General features: G+C 65.9%; 15 protein-coding genes. 4 read left to right on the top strand and 11 right to left on the bottom strand.

Annotated features, from left to right (window positions below; translation table 11 throughout):
• Nucleotides 1-29 precede the first annotated feature (29 nt).
• On the top strand, nucleotides 30-602 hold the full coding sequence (locus tag AB0F86_RS06275; protein ID WP_356982411.1) for a VOC family protein: 573 nt from the start codon (nucleotides 30-32) through the stop codon (nucleotides 600-602).
• Between the two features lie 24 nt (nucleotides 603-626).
• Here the strand turns inward: AB0F86_RS06275 and AB0F86_RS06270 are convergent, their stop codons facing one another.
• The 9 genes from AB0F86_RS06270 to AB0F86_RS06230 all read right to left on the bottom strand — a co-directional run bounded on the left by AB0F86_RS06270 (nucleotide 627) and on the right by AB0F86_RS06230 (nucleotide 9157).
• Nucleotides 627-1973, bottom strand: a complete 1347-nt coding sequence (locus tag AB0F86_RS06270; RefSeq protein ID WP_356982410.1) for an alpha/beta fold hydrolase — start codon at nucleotides 1971-1973, stop codon at nucleotides 627-629.
• Between the two features lie 313 nt (nucleotides 1974-2286).
• Complete coding sequence (locus AB0F86_RS06265; protein ID WP_356982408.1) at nucleotides 2287-2847, bottom strand: hypothetical protein; 561 nt, start codon at nucleotides 2845-2847, stop codon at nucleotides 2287-2289.
• Between the two features lie 278 nt (nucleotides 2848-3125).
• Nucleotides 3126-3557, bottom strand: a complete 432-nt coding sequence (locus tag AB0F86_RS06260; protein ID WP_225280131.1) for a hypothetical protein — start codon at nucleotides 3555-3557, stop codon at nucleotides 3126-3128.
• Between the two features lie 301 nt (nucleotides 3558-3858).
• Complete coding sequence (locus tag AB0F86_RS06255; RefSeq protein WP_356982406.1) at nucleotides 3859-4515, bottom strand: hypothetical protein; 657 nt, start codon at nucleotides 4513-4515, stop codon at nucleotides 3859-3861.
• 190 nt (nucleotides 4516-4705) lie between these two features.
• Nucleotides 4706-5479 carry a hypothetical protein gene (locus tag AB0F86_RS06250; RefSeq protein ID WP_356982405.1) on the bottom strand — a complete coding sequence of 258 codons (774 nt, stop codon included), beginning with the start codon at nucleotides 5477-5479 and terminating at the stop codon, nucleotides 4706-4708.
• Nucleotides 5476-6003 (bottom strand): TetR-like C-terminal domain-containing protein, encoded by a 528-nt coding sequence (locus tag AB0F86_RS06245; RefSeq protein WP_356982403.1) that lies wholly within the window; start codon nucleotides 6001-6003, stop codon nucleotides 5476-5478. Before AB0F86_RS06245 ends, AB0F86_RS06250 begins: the two co-directional genes overlap by 4 nt.
• An 82-nt stretch (nucleotides 6004-6085) precedes the next feature.
• Nucleotides 6086-7063: an alpha/beta fold hydrolase gene (locus AB0F86_RS06240; RefSeq protein ID WP_356982401.1), complete on the bottom strand. Its 978-nt coding sequence runs from the start codon at nucleotides 7061-7063 to the stop codon at nucleotides 6086-6088.
• Between the two features lie 190 nt (nucleotides 7064-7253).
• Nucleotides 7254-8123, bottom strand: a complete 870-nt coding sequence (locus AB0F86_RS06235) for a nuclear transport factor 2 family protein (protein WP_356982399.1) — start codon at nucleotides 8121-8123, stop codon at nucleotides 7254-7256.
• Nucleotides 8124-8215: 92 nt separating this feature from the next.
• Nucleotides 8216-9157 carry an RNA polymerase subunit sigma-70 gene (locus tag AB0F86_RS06230; protein WP_356982397.1) on the bottom strand — a complete coding sequence of 314 codons (942 nt, stop codon included), beginning with the start codon at nucleotides 9155-9157 and terminating at the stop codon, nucleotides 8216-8218.
• Between the two features lie 142 nt (nucleotides 9158-9299).
• On the opposite strand from AB0F86_RS06230, the gene AB0F86_RS06225 reads away from it, so the two are divergent.
• On the top strand, nucleotides 9300-9659 hold the full coding sequence (locus AB0F86_RS06225) for a nuclear transport factor 2 family protein (protein WP_181696166.1): 360 nt from the start codon (nucleotides 9300-9302) through the stop codon (nucleotides 9657-9659).
• A gap of 20 nt (nucleotides 9660-9679) precedes the next feature.
• Here the strand turns inward: AB0F86_RS06225 and AB0F86_RS06220 are convergent, their stop codons facing one another.
• Nucleotides 9680-10264, bottom strand: a complete 585-nt coding sequence (locus AB0F86_RS06220) for an XRE family transcriptional regulator (RefSeq protein ID WP_356982395.1) — start codon at nucleotides 10262-10264, stop codon at nucleotides 9680-9682.
• 262 nt (nucleotides 10265-10526) lie between these two features.
• Between AB0F86_RS06220 and AB0F86_RS06215 the strand changes: the two genes are divergently transcribed.
• Nucleotides 10527-11720, top strand: coding sequence for an MFS transporter (locus AB0F86_RS06215; protein ID WP_356982393.1), 1194 nt, complete (start codon nucleotides 10527-10529; stop codon nucleotides 11718-11720).
• 277 nt (nucleotides 11721-11997) lie between these two features.
• Here AB0F86_RS06215 and AB0F86_RS06210 read toward each other — a convergent pair whose 3' ends face one another.
• Nucleotides 11998-13419 carry an MFS transporter gene (locus tag AB0F86_RS06210; RefSeq protein WP_356982391.1) on the bottom strand — a complete coding sequence of 474 codons (1422 nt, stop codon included), beginning with the start codon at nucleotides 13417-13419 and terminating at the stop codon, nucleotides 11998-12000.
• 102 nt (nucleotides 13420-13521) lie between these two features.
• Here AB0F86_RS06210 and AB0F86_RS06205 point away from each other — a divergent pair, with 102 nt between their 5' ends.
• The gene (locus tag AB0F86_RS06205; protein WP_356982389.1) at nucleotides 13522-14205 is read left to right on the top strand and encodes a TetR/AcrR family transcriptional regulator; all 684 of its coding nucleotides are present in this window, start codon (nucleotides 13522-13524) and stop codon (nucleotides 14203-14205) included.
• The last annotated feature ends 501 nt before the right edge of the window (nucleotides 14206-14706 follow it).

Raw genomic sequence — 14706 nt, 5'->3', positions numbered from 1 at the left:
AACTGGGGCCACCAAACAAAGGAGACAGCATGTCCGACAATCCCGCAGTCCCCTCGGCGCCGGCCGGCTCAGCGACCGTCGACCCCTTCATCTGGACCGATGATGCGCCGGGTCTGATCAGTTTCCTGGTCGAGGTGTTCGGCGCGGTCGAGGTCCCCGAGGCCCGCACCGCGGACACCGATGGGCTGGTGCTGCATTCCGAGCTGCGGATCGGCGACTCGACGCTCACGATCGCCGATCGCAAGCCCGGCTGGCCGTACACGCCGGCGTTCATCCGGGTGTATGTCGACGACCCGAAGGCCACGCTGCAACGCGCCGCCGATCGGGGCGCCCGGATCGTCACCGAACCGACCGATTTCTGGGGTGATGTGCTCTCCCGTTTCGCGGATCCGTTCGGGCATCTGTGGTGGGTCTACAAGCACAACCCGGTGGCCGCCTCCTGGGAGGATGGCTCGGCGTCCGACAGCGGATCCGAATGGGCGCAAACCGATTCGGGCGCCGACGAGCAGTCCTGGGAATCGTTCGCGACACCGGAGTTGGCAGCTGTTCATTCCTCGCTGATGGAGGCGATGGCCTCTCTGCAGGATCCGCGCACCCGCTGACCCGCTGCGATTGTCGGCAGAAACCTAGGCAGCTTTCTCGACCGGGTGCGGTCTGCGCGAAGTGATCGGCGCACCGATCAGGGGCCGCCCGGTCGCGACCGCCAGCGCGGTACCGACCACCCCGATCAGTCCGCGCAGGCTCGGCGCCGAGATGCTCGACGACAGCACGGTTCGCGTACTCGGTGGCGCCAAGGGATCGGCAGCGATGCGGTCTGACAACCAGCGCAGACTCATCGGGGTCGACAGCGGAAGCAACGTGAAGTGGTCACTCATGCGGTCGCGTACGTAAGTGACGTGGGTGCCCGCAGCCCGGTACCGTTCGACCTGCTCGTCGACACTGCCGCAATGGATCACCTGATCATCGACCGGTTGCATCACCAGCAGCGGACAGGCAGGGGCAGACAAACCCAACCGCAGATCGTCGAGCACCGCGCGGATCTTCGGTTCGGCGAGGATCTCGTCGAGCGGACGTCGTAGGTGGTCGTCGAAACTCTGCCCCGACATCCGCAGCAGCGCGACAATCGGCGGTAGTTTCTCGACGGCTGCCAGCAACGCCTGTCCCTCGGGCAAGATATCGGCGTCGAGGGCAGCGTCGAGGTCCGGATACAGCCGACGCAGTGCCGCCACCACCATCAGCGGAAAACCGGAGAATCGACTGCCGTGCAGGCGAAGAAACACCTCGCCGGGATCGCCGACCGGTGCGCCGAGCACCGCACCCACCAGGTTCAATTCGGGCGCGTAACTCGGAGCCATCTCGGCGGCCCACGCGCTGGCCATGCCACCACCGGAGTACCCCCACAATGCGATCGACGTCCGCGGATGCAGGCCGAGCGGCGTGAACGACAGCGCCGCCCTTGCCCCGTCCAAGCTGCGATAGCCCGGTTCCCGTGGCGCGCCGAAACTTCCCTTCATACCGCCGTGATCAGCGATACTGACCGCCCAACCACGCCGGAGCGCATTCGCGATCAGCGGCCATTCGAGCCGGGTGATCGAACCCGGCGCCCGCGTATGGTGGCGCAACACGTAGGACGGCGCACAACGCTCGGTCACCGAGTCGATTGCGGACTGGAACAACAACAGCGGGCGGTCCTGGTCCGCGACAGCCCCGGCCGGGAGCACGACGGTAGTTATCGCGATCTCCGCCCGCCCGAAAAGGTCATTACTGCGGTAGGCCAACTGCCAGGCTTGGACCTGCTGCCGGACCGATCCGAACAGTGACAGTTCGACCCGTCTGCTCCGAATCAACGAGCCCGGTGCGTAGGCGGCGATATCGGCGGGACAGCGCATGAAGGGGTCTAGAGAGGGGAGCTGCGGGACGTCGCGGTGCGGTTCGGTACTTCTCGGCCCTGGCGAATGATCAGTTTCGGACACGATTTTAGGGTCTTCCTGGGTTCGATAGACGAGCTGTGCGATATCGAAGCCCGGGTCCACAGACCCCATCTCACAAACGGCCGAAGGCGACCTTGCCCACTACGAAGCCTAGGTAGCTCTCACCCGATTCGTGGGCAGCCGGACACCAATTGTGTTACCTCACAGCACGTTCAGCGCACACGTTGTATCCCGACGCAACGACTGTCCCCGCTGAGCAATCGCCGAAAAGCCGTGGGTCGAATGGAGCCTCGAGATCCGGCCGACGCGTGTTCGCCCGGTGTCTGATTCGGCGAACCGACCCCGGCCACCCGAGCTAGTAGGTGGCGGCCGTTGGGCGCCGAACTTTTCTGAACACTCCTCCCGGCCCGAATGCTTTGTCCGCGAACCGTTTTCCTATGAGGGCGTGTGTGTCGGTGTCCGGGTGCAGGCCGTCGGGAAGTGGATGGCGCTGTGCGTCGCGCTCGCCGTAGAGAGTGCGACCGTCGAGGTAGTGCAGGTTCGGATCCTCGGACCTGCTGTCGATGATCTCCGTCAAGGCATCCCGGATGACCCGAAGGGTCAGGCGGCCCAAGGTGGTATCGCACTTCTTTCCGGTCGCGACGAATTGAAGGGAGCCGGTGCCCAGCGTGGTCGGATCGATCGCGCCGGGGCCGGGGGTGTCCTCGTGGATCGCGCAATGGATGGGCGAGATCAGCAGCAGCGGCGTGGTGGGGTGGCCGTCACGGATGGTGTCCAGGAACCCGTGAACGGCGGGAACGAAGCTGCGCAGCCTCATGGAGTCGTGGTTCACCACATTGATTCCCAGCTTGACACTGATCACGTCCGCTGGAGTGTCACGCATGTGGCGGGTGGCTTTGATCGCGAATTCGGCCACCGTCTGGTCGTGAATCTCGACAGCGTCTTGTTCACGACTGGTCGCGAATCTCGACACCACTGCACCAACCTGGTTGCAGTACGGCGGTACCCAACTGATCTCCCGTATCGGGGGTTGTCAGCAGTCATCGTGAGGGATCGTCGCGTTGCCGCCCGGCGGACCTGGACAGCAGCATTGGAACGTGTTCCCGCATTCTTTGGTGTCGCGTCCGGGTTCCCCGGATGAACCGATAGGCGGCATTAGCGGACGTCTGAAAGTCTTGACCGAGAGTCGAGATTTCAACTGCGGTAGTCGAGTAGCTCGGTCAAGTAGTGGGCGCGGTCCTGCTCGCCGAAGTCACGAAGCGCACCGGCGAGCTTGAACCCGAGGTTGTCTGCATCTGGATCGTCGAGGCAGTTGTAGATCCAGTTCAGCGTGAACTGCGTGACTCCGGTATCACTGACTGCGCGGACGTCATCGAGACGCATACCTTCGCCATCGATGACGCACCGGACCCCGGAGCACGTCTTGGCCAGTAGTTCGGCTAGGTACACCGCGTACGCCAACACCTTGACCGCGCGGAGGGAAGGTTCTTCGTCGGGGTCTTCGGCCATCGATCCGACGACTCCCTGAACGAAAAAGACGCTCGGGTCGGTCCCGTCGAGGTTGGCACCTTCTCCTCTGGCCCAGTCGAGGAATCGATGTGCTTCCGCCAAAAGTTGATCACTCACGACGGCATCGTATGTGGCAGGACCGACGCACACGTTTTCACGCTCATCGGCATGAACCGACGTTCGACCGCGCTGGCAACTCGCCTGGAGACGCTTACCGGCCGTGCCCCATTCGTGCCCTGAGCCAGGGTCAGATGGGGTAAATCCGGGTACCTCACGCGCAACCGGTAGCCCAGGTCAGAGCGCTATTCCCGCCTATTCGCCTGCTTCCCAAGTAGTGAGATCTGCCGTCGGCAGATGCGGACGTTCGTGACCGCGCGGTATGCGGCAGAAGAGTGCGTGTGTCCCGGGGTCGACGTGGTCAATCGGTCGAAAAGAACAGGGTGTCCGCGACATACCAACTGGGACCTCGTCCCTGCCCGCTCAGCCAGGTCTCGTGCTCGAATTCCAGCTTCTCCACCAGGGTGGTGAGATCGTCGACGAAGTCTTGATCGATCTTGTCGATGACCGACCGATAGGCATCGGTGACAGCTTTCGCTCGTGACAGTGCCAGGTGGCCGACTTCAGGGTATCCCTCCAGCGAACCCGGTATGCGGAAGGGGATTTCGGCTGGCGGCCCGGCAAACAGGAACCCGAACGAACACAGTTCCTGAGGCACCCCACAGCGTTGAAGTTCCTTGTCCAGCTCGAAGAAGTACGAGATGGGGTTGCGAAAGTACCCGACCTGCACGGGATCGGAACCACTGCTGGCGATGATGATCTGCAGCGCGGCGTGATACGCGCAGCCTGCGTATTCTCCTGGCGAATCGGCACGGCCTCGGACCAGGTGATCGAGCGCGTCAGGTATGGACAGATCCCAGAAGACGTCTTGGTGATCGAGGGCGTCCTGATAGGCGCTGGCTCGATCCTTCATAGTGTCAAGGACGCGCACCTGATTCGCGGTCAATGATGTTGCGCCGATATACGAAAGAACGTTGTCGAGTTTGGCGCTACGCAACTCGATGCAGTGACTACCCATGCGCCCATGGTCGCAAGGCGCACCGACAAGAGCGGGCACTGGGATGCTCGCTCATCGGCAATACAGTGCGTTCGACAGGGCTCATCCAAGACCGGTACCGCATCGCCGATTTGAAACATGTTCATTCGCCGGATCAGGGCAGTCGGTGGTCAGACACCTGGCTGCTGAGTGGTCCGATGACGGGCGGCGATCAACAGACGTCTCGCGGGCGGTTCGGTACCGGTCGGCGGGCTGGGTGCTGTCGAGATTCACGAACACCACATCGAGCGGTGTTGGGATTCGCGACCAAGGTGGTGCCGAGATTCGCGACCAGAACCAGGCGGGCCATGAACGGATCCACGAGCGCGCTGCCGCCGAAGCCCAGGTTGCGCAGCTGCGCGCCGCCGCGCAGCGCCGCGACGACAGGCCAGATGCGAGTGGGGCTCGTGGCGTTGGAGCCCTGGCTAATCGAGCTGCCGTGGTGTAACCACACCGGACCGCTCGGCGGTGCGGGATGCAATTGGGCGTCGGACCGCAGTGCGATCAGATCGATCTGTTCGTTGTGCGGGAGCCAGATCTCGACCGTTTTCTCCCCGGGCGCGAGAGCGGTGATGGTGACGAGTTCAGAAGCCCCCGACTCGAACGTTCGGGTGCCGGTGCGCGGGTCGATCTCGATGGTGTCCCCACCGGTGAGGACGTGAGAATGGTGGAAGACGCCGTCGACCACCACGTCGACGGCACCGCGGGCGCGAGTCGCGCCGCGGTAGCTGATGCGGGTGGCGTGCACTTGCATACTGATGTCGACGCTCGTGGTGCGCACGGCGACTCGTACCCCGGAAGGGTGCGCTTCCATGAGGGTGAGCTGCGGATCGGCGAACCGCTCTCGGATCGGCCGGGGAAGTCTGTGAGAACGTGCGCCGCGCTCGGATGATTCCAGTTCTACTGCACCGCGGATCAATTCGGCGGCGAACTGTGTGGTGATCATGGAATTGCTCTCTCGCGGGCAGTGCCGCGGTTGTGCCAATGGGTGAGGAGGAAGTCGAGGGCGTCGATCAGTTCCGGCCACGACTGCTCGGCCGGTGGCATGCCGTGGGCGAAGCTCCCGCTGCGTTCGAGGTTCGGAAATCCGCTCAACGCGCTACCGATGATGCGGGTGACGTGAACCCGATCGGGGACGGCGATGTCGTAACCGAGCAGGACGGCGTCGGTCACCTGCACGATGCGGCGTGCGGCGCCCGAATCGACGGCGGCCTGCCCCGCCTGTCGCTGCAAGGACGCCCATCGGCCTGGATGTTCGGTCGAGTACGCACGGTGTGCGGTCGCGAAACCCAGCGCGTCCTTCTTCGACCGGCCGGCTATTGCGTCGCCGATGTTCGCCGCGAGTTCGCCGAGCGCCAGGGCGGTAATGCCGTCGCGTAGGTCGGCGAGGTCTTCGACATGCGAGTACAGGCTCGGGGTTCGCACGCCGAACGATCTGGCCACGGCCGCGAGGCGCGAATCAATACGCACCACTACGAGGAAGTCGATAACCCGGGAGTTCGAACTGGTCGGGCAAGCCGCCAGCTCGGCCGACGCGCATACCGCCGGCCGTTCAGTCATCGAGGAAGGCCAGCAGCTCCGCGGTGACGAATCGCGGGTTCTCCTCGACGAGCCAGTGCCCGGCACCGGGCACATCCACCGCGCGCACGATGTTCGTCAGCCGACCGGCCGTGCTCGCCCGCACCGGTTCGACCTGCCCCTGCGCCGTCAGAAGCAGGGTCGGAACGGGTGTCGGCGCCGCTGCGGCAGAATCGCGGACGTCCTGGTCGAGGGCTCGGTACAGCTCGAAACCGCCCGCCAGGTTTTCCGGGCGGGTATAGGTCCTCGCGTACTCGTCGATCTCGGCGTCGGTGAACGGCGACCGTCGCGAGGTTCCGCCGAAAGCTGTTCCGCCATAGGAGACCTGGGGGAAGAACAGGGCGAGGTAGTCGCGGACTTCGTCGCCGACCATCGCTTCGGGCACTCCCGGTTGGGAATGGAAAGCGATGTGCCAGCTCATCGAACGATAGGTGGCCGCGTCGACGGCAGGCCCGGGCAGCGGCAGGTCGAGGTAGCCGAGGCTCGCGGTGTCGGCGGGGAACTGGCTCGCGTAGTGGAAGGCGACCGCCGCGCCGAAGTCGTGTCCGATGACGTGCGCGTCGCGCACCCCGAGCCGATCGGCCACGAGGGTGTGGACGTAGCGCGCCAGGGTGGCCTTGCTGTAATCGCTCGGTGAGCCTGTGCTGTCACCCAATCCGGGCAGGTCGACGGCGTAGACGGTGTGTTTCTCGGCGAGCGCAGGCATGATCTCCCACCAGCCGTACCAGCTCTGCGGCCACCCGTGGATCAGCACCACCGGTGTGCCGCTGCCACCGGCCACGTAGTGCATACGAACACCGTCGACGTCGGCGAATTCGTGTCGGAAGGTCTTGTCGAAAGCTGGATCATCCTTGATCGCAACGGCATACGGGGGCACCTCCTCCCCCGTCGCTTCGGTGGCACATGCCGCGGCGCTGAGTGTGAGCACGGTGGCGACAGCGGTGACCCCCACCGCGCGGGCGTATCGACGCAAGCGTCCTGTCGTAGATCGAGCCGTGATGATCATTGTGGCTTTCCTGTAGTTTCGGGGATTTCGTTCCGCCCCACCACCTTTCCCGCGACCGCCACGACTCGACAACGAACCTTGCCACCCCAGCAAATCCCCCAGAATCATCGCCGGGCGCGCGACACGGCCGAATAGGTCACCGGATCAGGCCGCCACAACTCCGCAGCGGCTCGTCTTCGGGCACGAGATCTGTTGCCGCCGCGCCGGTTTCCGGGTCGTAGGGGTAGGACACGTGCTGGTGCACGAGCAACCAGCGTCCGCCGCGCTTGCGGAATACCCGGGTGCCTCGCGACCAGGAGTGATCGACCCGTCCATCGGCGTCCTCGGCGCTCATGTGGTTGAGGCCCCACACCACGGCGAGATCACCACGGACCTCGACTGCCATCTCGGGGACGTCCCAGGTCACCCGCCCGGGGGCGGATTCGAGTCCCCGTCGGCAGACCTCGCGGACGTTGTCCGCGCCGGTGTAATGCAGCGGTGCGTCGTGTTCGTAGGATTCGACGTCGGTGGCGATCTCCGCCATCAGGCTGTCGAGGTCCTTCTCGGCAGTCGCGGCGAACCACCGCTGATGCAGTGCGCGAATCTCGGCGACGTCGGCGGCCGGGTCGGCGGTGGTGTCGGGGAACGAATGGTGTTCGTGGGCCACCCTCCATCGGCCACCTTCCTTGCGCAGGCCGAGAGTGAGGCGTAGGCGGGTATCGGGTTCGGCCGCAAGCTCTTCCGGTGATCCACATCGAAGCAGAGCGTGTGCGTAGGCGACGTCGGCGCCGGCTGAAATGTTCAGCTCGACGATGTCGAAGGTGGCGCCGCGGCCGAGCCAGGTGAAGAACGGTGGCCAGGTCTGCCGGTAGGCATCGATGCCACGGACGCCGTTCTGCGGTGGCGGTACGTCGTACATGACGATGTCGGCGGTGTGGTCGGCCAGCACACGGTCGAGTTCACCGGCGCGGACGGCGGCAGCCCACTCGTGGATCAGGGTGCGGATCTGGTCTTCGTCGTGCGACATGACGGTCTCCCTTCGGGGTGCCGAGGTCGGGCCCCGGCCGGTGGGAACGTCCCACTACCGGTATGACCCAGCCGGCGGTGCCGAACTGATCGTCAGTCGGTCACGAATTCGGGGAGGGCGAAGCGGGCGAACAGTGTGGGGTCGAGGAACGACACCACGTCGGTGATCGCACCACCGCGCACTGTCAGCACATCGAGGGCCATGGCCGCGAAGACGGAGCGCTCGGGGTCCCACCAGTAGGTGCCGAACGCTGGTTGACCGTTGGCCACGGCCGGGCGGAAACGCCAGCGCCAGTGCAGCGGGCCGGTCACCAGGAATTCCCGGATCGCGGATTGTCCGGCATACCACTCGGGCAGTGGCGGCATGGCGTAGCGGGCGTCGGTGGCGAGCAGCGCGATGATGCCGTCGACATCGGCGTTCTCCCAGGCGGTGGCGTATCGCTCGGCGAGGCGACGCGCCTGCGGATCGTCGGGCGCTACCGACGGTTCGCGCTGCTCGAGGCGGGCTCGCGCCCGTTGTAGGGCGCTGTTGGCCGAGGCCACGGTCACGTCGAGCAATTCGGCGGTCTCGCTCGCGGTGAAGCCGAGGACATCGCGCAACAGCAAGGCACCCCGCTGCACACCCGGCAACTGCTGGATCACCGCGACGAACGCCAATTCGATCGACTCGCGAGCCGTATAGCGTGCCTCCGGCCCCGGCTCCCCCACCCCGATGCCTGGATACGGTTCGAGCCATATCCGTTCGGCCGCAGGCGCATCCGGCTCCGGATCCATCGGGAGTTCGCGGCGGCCGCGCTGCTCGAGCATGGTCAGGCACCGGTTGGTCGCGATCTTGTACAGCCATGGCCGGAACTTGCCCGGGTCGGCGAGGTTCGCGCGCGAGCGCCACGCGCGCAGCAAGGCCTCCTGCAGGGGGTCGTCGGCATCATGGACCGAACCGAGGAAGCGGTAGCAGTGCACGTGTAGTTCCCGCAAGGGGCCGACGAGGCGGTCGAACTCGGCGCGATCGGCGGCGGGACCATCGGCAGTGTCCACCTCGCGATCATGGCACACCTCAGGGCCGGGGTGCCCATGGTCCAGATTGTCGATGGCGGATTCAGACAGGTCTTGTCGGCGCCTCACTCTCAGCCGAAAACGAACATGGCATGAGTCGACATCGACTGGCAGGGTGAGGTGCATGGAGAACTTGCGGGACGCCGAGCGGCGGTTGCAGGCCGCGCAACTCGCCGGGGATGTGCAGGCGCTGGATCGTCTGCTCGATGACCGGTTGATCTTCACCTTCGGCGCAGACGTCTACACCAAAGCCGATGATCTGGAGCTTCACCGCACCCGCACGCAAGTGATGACGGCCTTGGTCGAAGAAGAGTTGAACGTCCTCACCGACGGGCGCGCCGGGGTGACCTGGTTCCTCGGGACCGTCGAGGGCACCGTCAACGGCGAACCTTTCGGAGCCAGGATGCGCTACACGCGTTCATGGTTGCACGACGATGAGCACGGCTGGCGGATCATCGCAGCACACGCCAGCGCAATGGACTGATGATGGGTGCGTGTGCGCTGTCAGCGGCGGGTGGTCCGGGCACGGATGTGGATGCGTTCGCCGTGTCGCCCGAAGAGGCTGAGGAGTTCGACGCTGCCGCGGCCCGCCGCACCGAACCAGTGCGGGATCTGGCAGTCGAACTCGGCTGCCTCACCGGCGTCCATGACGAAATCGTGCTCGCCGAGCCGGACGCGTAGTCGTCCGCGCAGCACGTAGAGCCATTCGTTGCCCTCGTGGGTCCGCAGGTAGGGCTCTTCGTCGTGGGCGGGGATGATCATCTTGTAGGCGCGGAGATCGCCCTGGTGCCGCGACAGTGGGACCAGCACCCGGCCGTCGTTCTTGGTGGGTTCCTGCGGCACACGAGGATCGACGATTCGGGGTGCGGCGACGATCTCTTCGAGCGGTATCCCGAGCGCGACCGTGATCGGTAGGAGCAGTTCGAGGCTGGGTTTGCGCTGCCCGGATTCGAGCCGGGACAGCGTGCTGGTCGACAGACCGGTGGCTCGGGCAAGGTCGGCCAAACTGAGTTTGCGCTGTTCGCGGGCACGTCGCAAACGTGGCGCGATCTGCTCGATCACGGCACCGACGGTCGGTTGATCATCCATCCGGCCAGCCAACCAATCCATCCCGGAATCGGCAAGGTTGTTTGCCGATACCGCACAGGCACACTGATGCTCGTCTCGGAGGTGCTCACATGAACGAGACAGTGGATACAGCGATGCACGGGTTCCCATCCCGCGACGGCATACCGCCGACGGAGTTCGTCGCGACCGACGGAATCGAGGCCGAACGAGAAAGGTTGGCGGCGTACAGGTTGCGCCTGTTCGACGGGTCCGTGCGCGAGGTCGCGTCGGCAGGTGATCGTCGATGACCGTCACCGCACAACTCACGCAACGACGCAGCGACCGCTTGCCCGTCGGCGTATACGTGCTTGGCTTCAGCCTGTTCGCGATGGGCACCGCCGAGTTCCTGCTCGCAGGTGTGCTTCCCGAGGTGGCCACCGACCTCGATGTGCCGCTGTCGTCGGCCGGCATGCTCATCACCGCCTTCGCGCTTGGTGTCGTATTCGGTGGACCGCCGTTCGCCGTACTCAGCCTGAGGTTGCCGCGCCGCACCGCACTGATTGCCACACAGGCCGTCTTCGCCCTGAGCATCGCGATCGGCCTGCTCGGCAGCTATCCGGTACTGCTGGCTTCCAGAGTCGTGGCCGGTATCGCCTATGCCGGGTTCTTCGCGATCGCGTCGGTGACCGCGATCGGCCTGGTCACTCCCGACCGCAACGCCCGCGCGTCCGGCGTGGTAGTGAGCGGGCTCAGCGTCGCGATGGTCGCAGGCGGACCGCTGGGCACACTACTGAGCCATTTCAGTGGGTGGCGGGGCGGATTCTGGGCCGTGGTCGCCCTCACACTCGTCGGGATCGCCGGTTGCGTTCTCGGGATTCCCGCTGCCGCAACGGTTTCCCGATCAGGCACCGGATCGGTCGTGGCACGCGAACTCGCCACGATACGCAAGCCGAGGCTGTGGGTGATCTACGCGATCACCATCGCGACCACCGCGGCATACATGCTCACGTTCAACTACCTGGCCGCCATGCTGGCCGACATCACCGATATCGGCGAGGTCTGGATCCCGGCCGTCCTCGCGCTCTTCGGCATCGGCGCCTTCGCCGGACTGACGATCGGCGGCCGGATCTCCGACCGGCGCCCCCACTCGGCGCTGGGCACCGGAACCGGCGCGATCGTGATTCTGTCCGTGGTGCTCGCGGTGTCGATGCGACAGGTCTGGATCGTTGTTCCAGCCGTATTTCTGCTGGGAGTTGCGGCGTTTGTGCTCAACCCCGCCCTGTACGGCCGGGTGTTCGCCATTGCAGGCGACGCGCCGACCCTCGCGGGAGCCACCACGGTCTCAGCCTTCCAATTGGGTATCAGCTGCACCCCGGTGTTGGCGGCCGTGATCCTCACGCAGGAGATGGCTCTGACGTCGGTTTGCCTGCTCGGAGCCGTTCTCGCAGTGCTGGCCGGGCCCCTGATCCAGCTCGACAAGTCACGACCGGCAGCCTAGCGTAAGCCGCTGTGGCTCTTCCGATCTCACGGTCTCCGTGCGGCGTGCGGTAGGTCATCGTCCACCGCAGCCGTTCGGGGCCGACGGGCACAGCTCGGCCCGACCCCTCGTACCGCAAATGCCCCTGCTCCACCGTGAACGGCGGAGCTTCCGCGGTTCCGCGCTGTCGGTAGGCTGCACGTTGAACACCATCACGCTCCGGATACCAGCCGAGGCACCAGGTCCGCGAACAGTTTCCGGCGCGAGATGTCCGATCATGTGCATGCCCAGTAGCCGGTCATGACCGCGCCTCCTCCGCAGGGACAGCCGCGTCCTTCTGCTCGGCCGCCGTCCGCGGGACGAGCAGACCCGCGATCACCGTTCCGAGGGCGATCAGCGCACCACCGAGCAGGAACGCGGTGGAGTAGCCGTCGCTGAGCCCGGCGGGCGAGCGGTCGTCTCCGGTGACGGTGGCGGCGATCGTGGTGAGCACCGCGAGGCCGAGCGCGCCGCCGAGCTGGCGGGAGCTGTTCAGCAGGCCGGAGGCCATACCGGCTTCCTCGGCGGACACACCGCGCATGGCGATGGTTCCCATGACCACGAAACTGATGCCGATGCCGACGCTGGCCACGATCGAGGGGCCGAGGATGTCGGTGAGGAAGGTGCCGCCTGGTCCGCCTGCGCCGAACCAGGCGATGCCGACGGCGCCGAGCAGGCCGCCCGCCACCAACGCGGCGCGATAGCCGAACCGGCCCACGATCGGCGCGACCAGGCGCATGCCGACCACGGCACCGAGCGCGAACGGGACGAAGCAGATGCCCGCGGCAGCCGGGGAATACTGCAGTACCGACTGCATGTGCAGCGACACGAAGTAGAAGGCGGTCAGCTGGCCGGCGGTGATCATGAAGCCGAAAATATTGGCGCCCGCCACGCTGCCGTGCGTGAGCAGTCCCAGGCGCATGAGCGGTTCGCGGACTCGCAATTCCACCGCCACGAACGCGGCCAGCAGCAGCGCTCCGGCGCCGAGCGTGCCGAGGGTGACCGCAGACGCCCAGCCGTGTTCGTCGGTGCGGACCACACCGAAGATCAGCAGCAGCATGGACGCGGTGACCAATACGGCGCCGACGACGTCGAGCCTGGGCCGCTGCTGCTCGACCGCGCCGCCGATGCCACGTACCGCGGTGGCGAGTGCGGCGAGCACGATCGGGACGTTGATCAGCAGGACCCACCGCCAGTCGGCGAAATCGGTGAGCAGACCGCTGGCGACGACGCCGAGAGCGCCGCCGAGCATGGTCGCCCCGGCCCACAGCCCGACAGCTTTGGTCCGGGCCGGCCCCTCCTCGAAGGTCACGGTGATCAGCGCCAGCGACAGTGGCGACAACGCGGCGGCGCCAAGACCCTGCACCGCCCGCGCGCCGATCAGCACCGATTCATGGGTGGCCAGACCACCGGCGAGGCTGGCCGCACCGAACAAGACGAGCCCGGCGATCATCGTGCGACGGCGGCCGATCACATCGCCGAGCCGCCCGCCGAGCAGCAGGAAACCGCCGAAGACCACCGCGTAGGCGTTGACCACCCACTGCAGCATGGTGGCCGGAAGGCCGAACTCGGCCTGGATAGCGGGCAGCGCGACGTTCACCACCGACAGATCGAGCGAAACCATGAACTGCACGATCACCACGGTCGCCAAGACGGCGGCCGGTTTGTTGACTTGCGACATCCGACTCTCCACAGCGTGATTCGATTTTACGAACGCGTATTTTTATCATGGAAGCACACCCGAACTCACCTGTCGAGAGCGCCATCGGAAGAATGGAGCGCCGTGCCGACCTCCACTCCCCGCCGCCGCGGCCGACCGGTCCGTCTGGAGCGAGACGCGGTCGTCGCCGCCACCGGCGACATGCTCGCCACCGACGGCGCCGACGCGTTCAGCATGCGGCGACTCGCCGGGCGACTCGGCGTCAGCACGGCGGCGATCTACCACCACTTCCCCACCAAGGGCGCACTGTTCTTCGCCGTCCTCGATGCCCGCGCCGACGACCTACGGAAGCCGGATCTCCCCGAAGACCCCAGGGACCGGCTGGTCGCGGTAGTCCTCTACCTCATCGAGACCCTGCACGAATTGCCCTGGGTGGTCGACATTCTCGTCACCGGCGAGACCTACGGCCGGGCGGCGATGTGGATCCTCGACGAGTTCGTCAGCTGCGCAAGAGCTCTCGGCGCCACCGAGGAGCAAGCGGTCTACCTGTATTCGGTGCTCTGGCGCTTCACCCTCGGCGAACTCACCGCCCGCCGGGCGGCCGACGACCGCGCCGATGCGACCCGCCGCGGTCATGCACCTCCGCATTGGACCGAGTCCGCAGCCACCGACCTGCTCGACGACTTCCCCGCCGCGGTCGGCGTACTGCCGCAATGGACGACCGCGATGGCGCGGTACGACGTCCGCAAGGCCGTCGGCGACGTCGTCGACGGCCTCGTCGCCAATCTCGCGCCTGCCGACGGCTGACCCACACCGCCACCTCCAGCCAACCGCCCGCTCGCCGGGTCAACCGACAGGCCGAGGTTCGGCTGCTACTGTCGAAAATGGTTGCCATTAGCAGCGATTGCGAATGATCGCGTGCTCGCCCGTCGGCACGGGCGCGAGATGGGAGCAGCAATGCCTGGAGGGTGGATCACCTCGAAGCCGACCCGAACCGACCGGCGGGCGAACGCGCCGGCTACCCATTGAACCGGCGCGTTCTCGATCTCCGCATTTTCCCGGGAAGATGCCGAGATCTATCAGGCCGTTACCCGCAGCAGTCCGACCCAACCACGCGTCTCCCACCCGAACACTCGATCGGCGGTCTCCTCAACCTAGGCGACCGAGGCCGAGCGGTCGGCTGGCGAGGCGTTCTACTGCGGATCCACCATCTCGACCCTCTTTCGAACCACTCGACATGACCGGCTTCGTGTCGCGCGACCCGCCGGCGGGTCGACTACGGTCGGTGGTTTCTCCGGCGGTGGCCAG

The sequence above is a fragment of the Nocardia sp. NPDC023733 genome, assembly GCF_040639775.1.
Lineage (GTDB): Bacteria > Actinomycetota > Actinomycetes > Mycobacteriales > Mycobacteriaceae > Nocardia > Nocardia rosealba.
Note: the sequence above shows the minus strand (reverse complement) of the source record. Positions and strands in the feature narration are given on the sequence as shown.

What these genes read in the sequence shown, in the direction of transcription:
- AB0F86_RS06275 (WP_356982411.1), top strand. Translation starts at nt 30, where the DNA reads ATGTCCGACAATCCCGCAGTCCCCTCGGCGCCGGCCGGCTCAGCGACC.
- AB0F86_RS06255 (WP_356982406.1), bottom strand. Translation starts at nt 4,515, where the DNA reads ATGGGTAGTCACTGCATCGAGTTGCGTAGCGCCAAACTCGACAACGTT.
- AB0F86_RS06250 (WP_356982405.1), bottom strand. Translation starts at nt 5,479, where the DNA reads ATGATCACCACACAGTTCGCCGCCGAATTGATCCGCGGTGCAGTAGAA.
- AB0F86_RS06235 (WP_356982399.1), bottom strand. Translation starts at nt 8,123, where the DNA reads ATGTCGCACGACGAAGACCAGATCCGCACCCTGATCCACGAGTGGGCT.
- AB0F86_RS06225 (WP_181696166.1), top strand. Translation starts at nt 9,300, where the DNA reads ATGGAGAACTTGCGGGACGCCGAGCGGCGGTTGCAGGCCGCGCAACTC.
- AB0F86_RS06220 (WP_356982395.1), bottom strand. Translation starts at nt 10,264, where the DNA reads ATGGATGATCAACCGACCGTCGGTGCCGTGATCGAGCAGATCGCGCCA.
- AB0F86_RS06215 (WP_356982393.1), top strand. Translation starts at nt 10,527, where the DNA reads ATGACCGTCACCGCACAACTCACGCAACGACGCAGCGACCGCTTGCCC.
- AB0F86_RS06210 (WP_356982391.1), bottom strand. Translation starts at nt 13,419, where the DNA reads ATGTCGCAAGTCAACAAACCGGCCGCCGTCTTGGCGACCGTGGTGATC.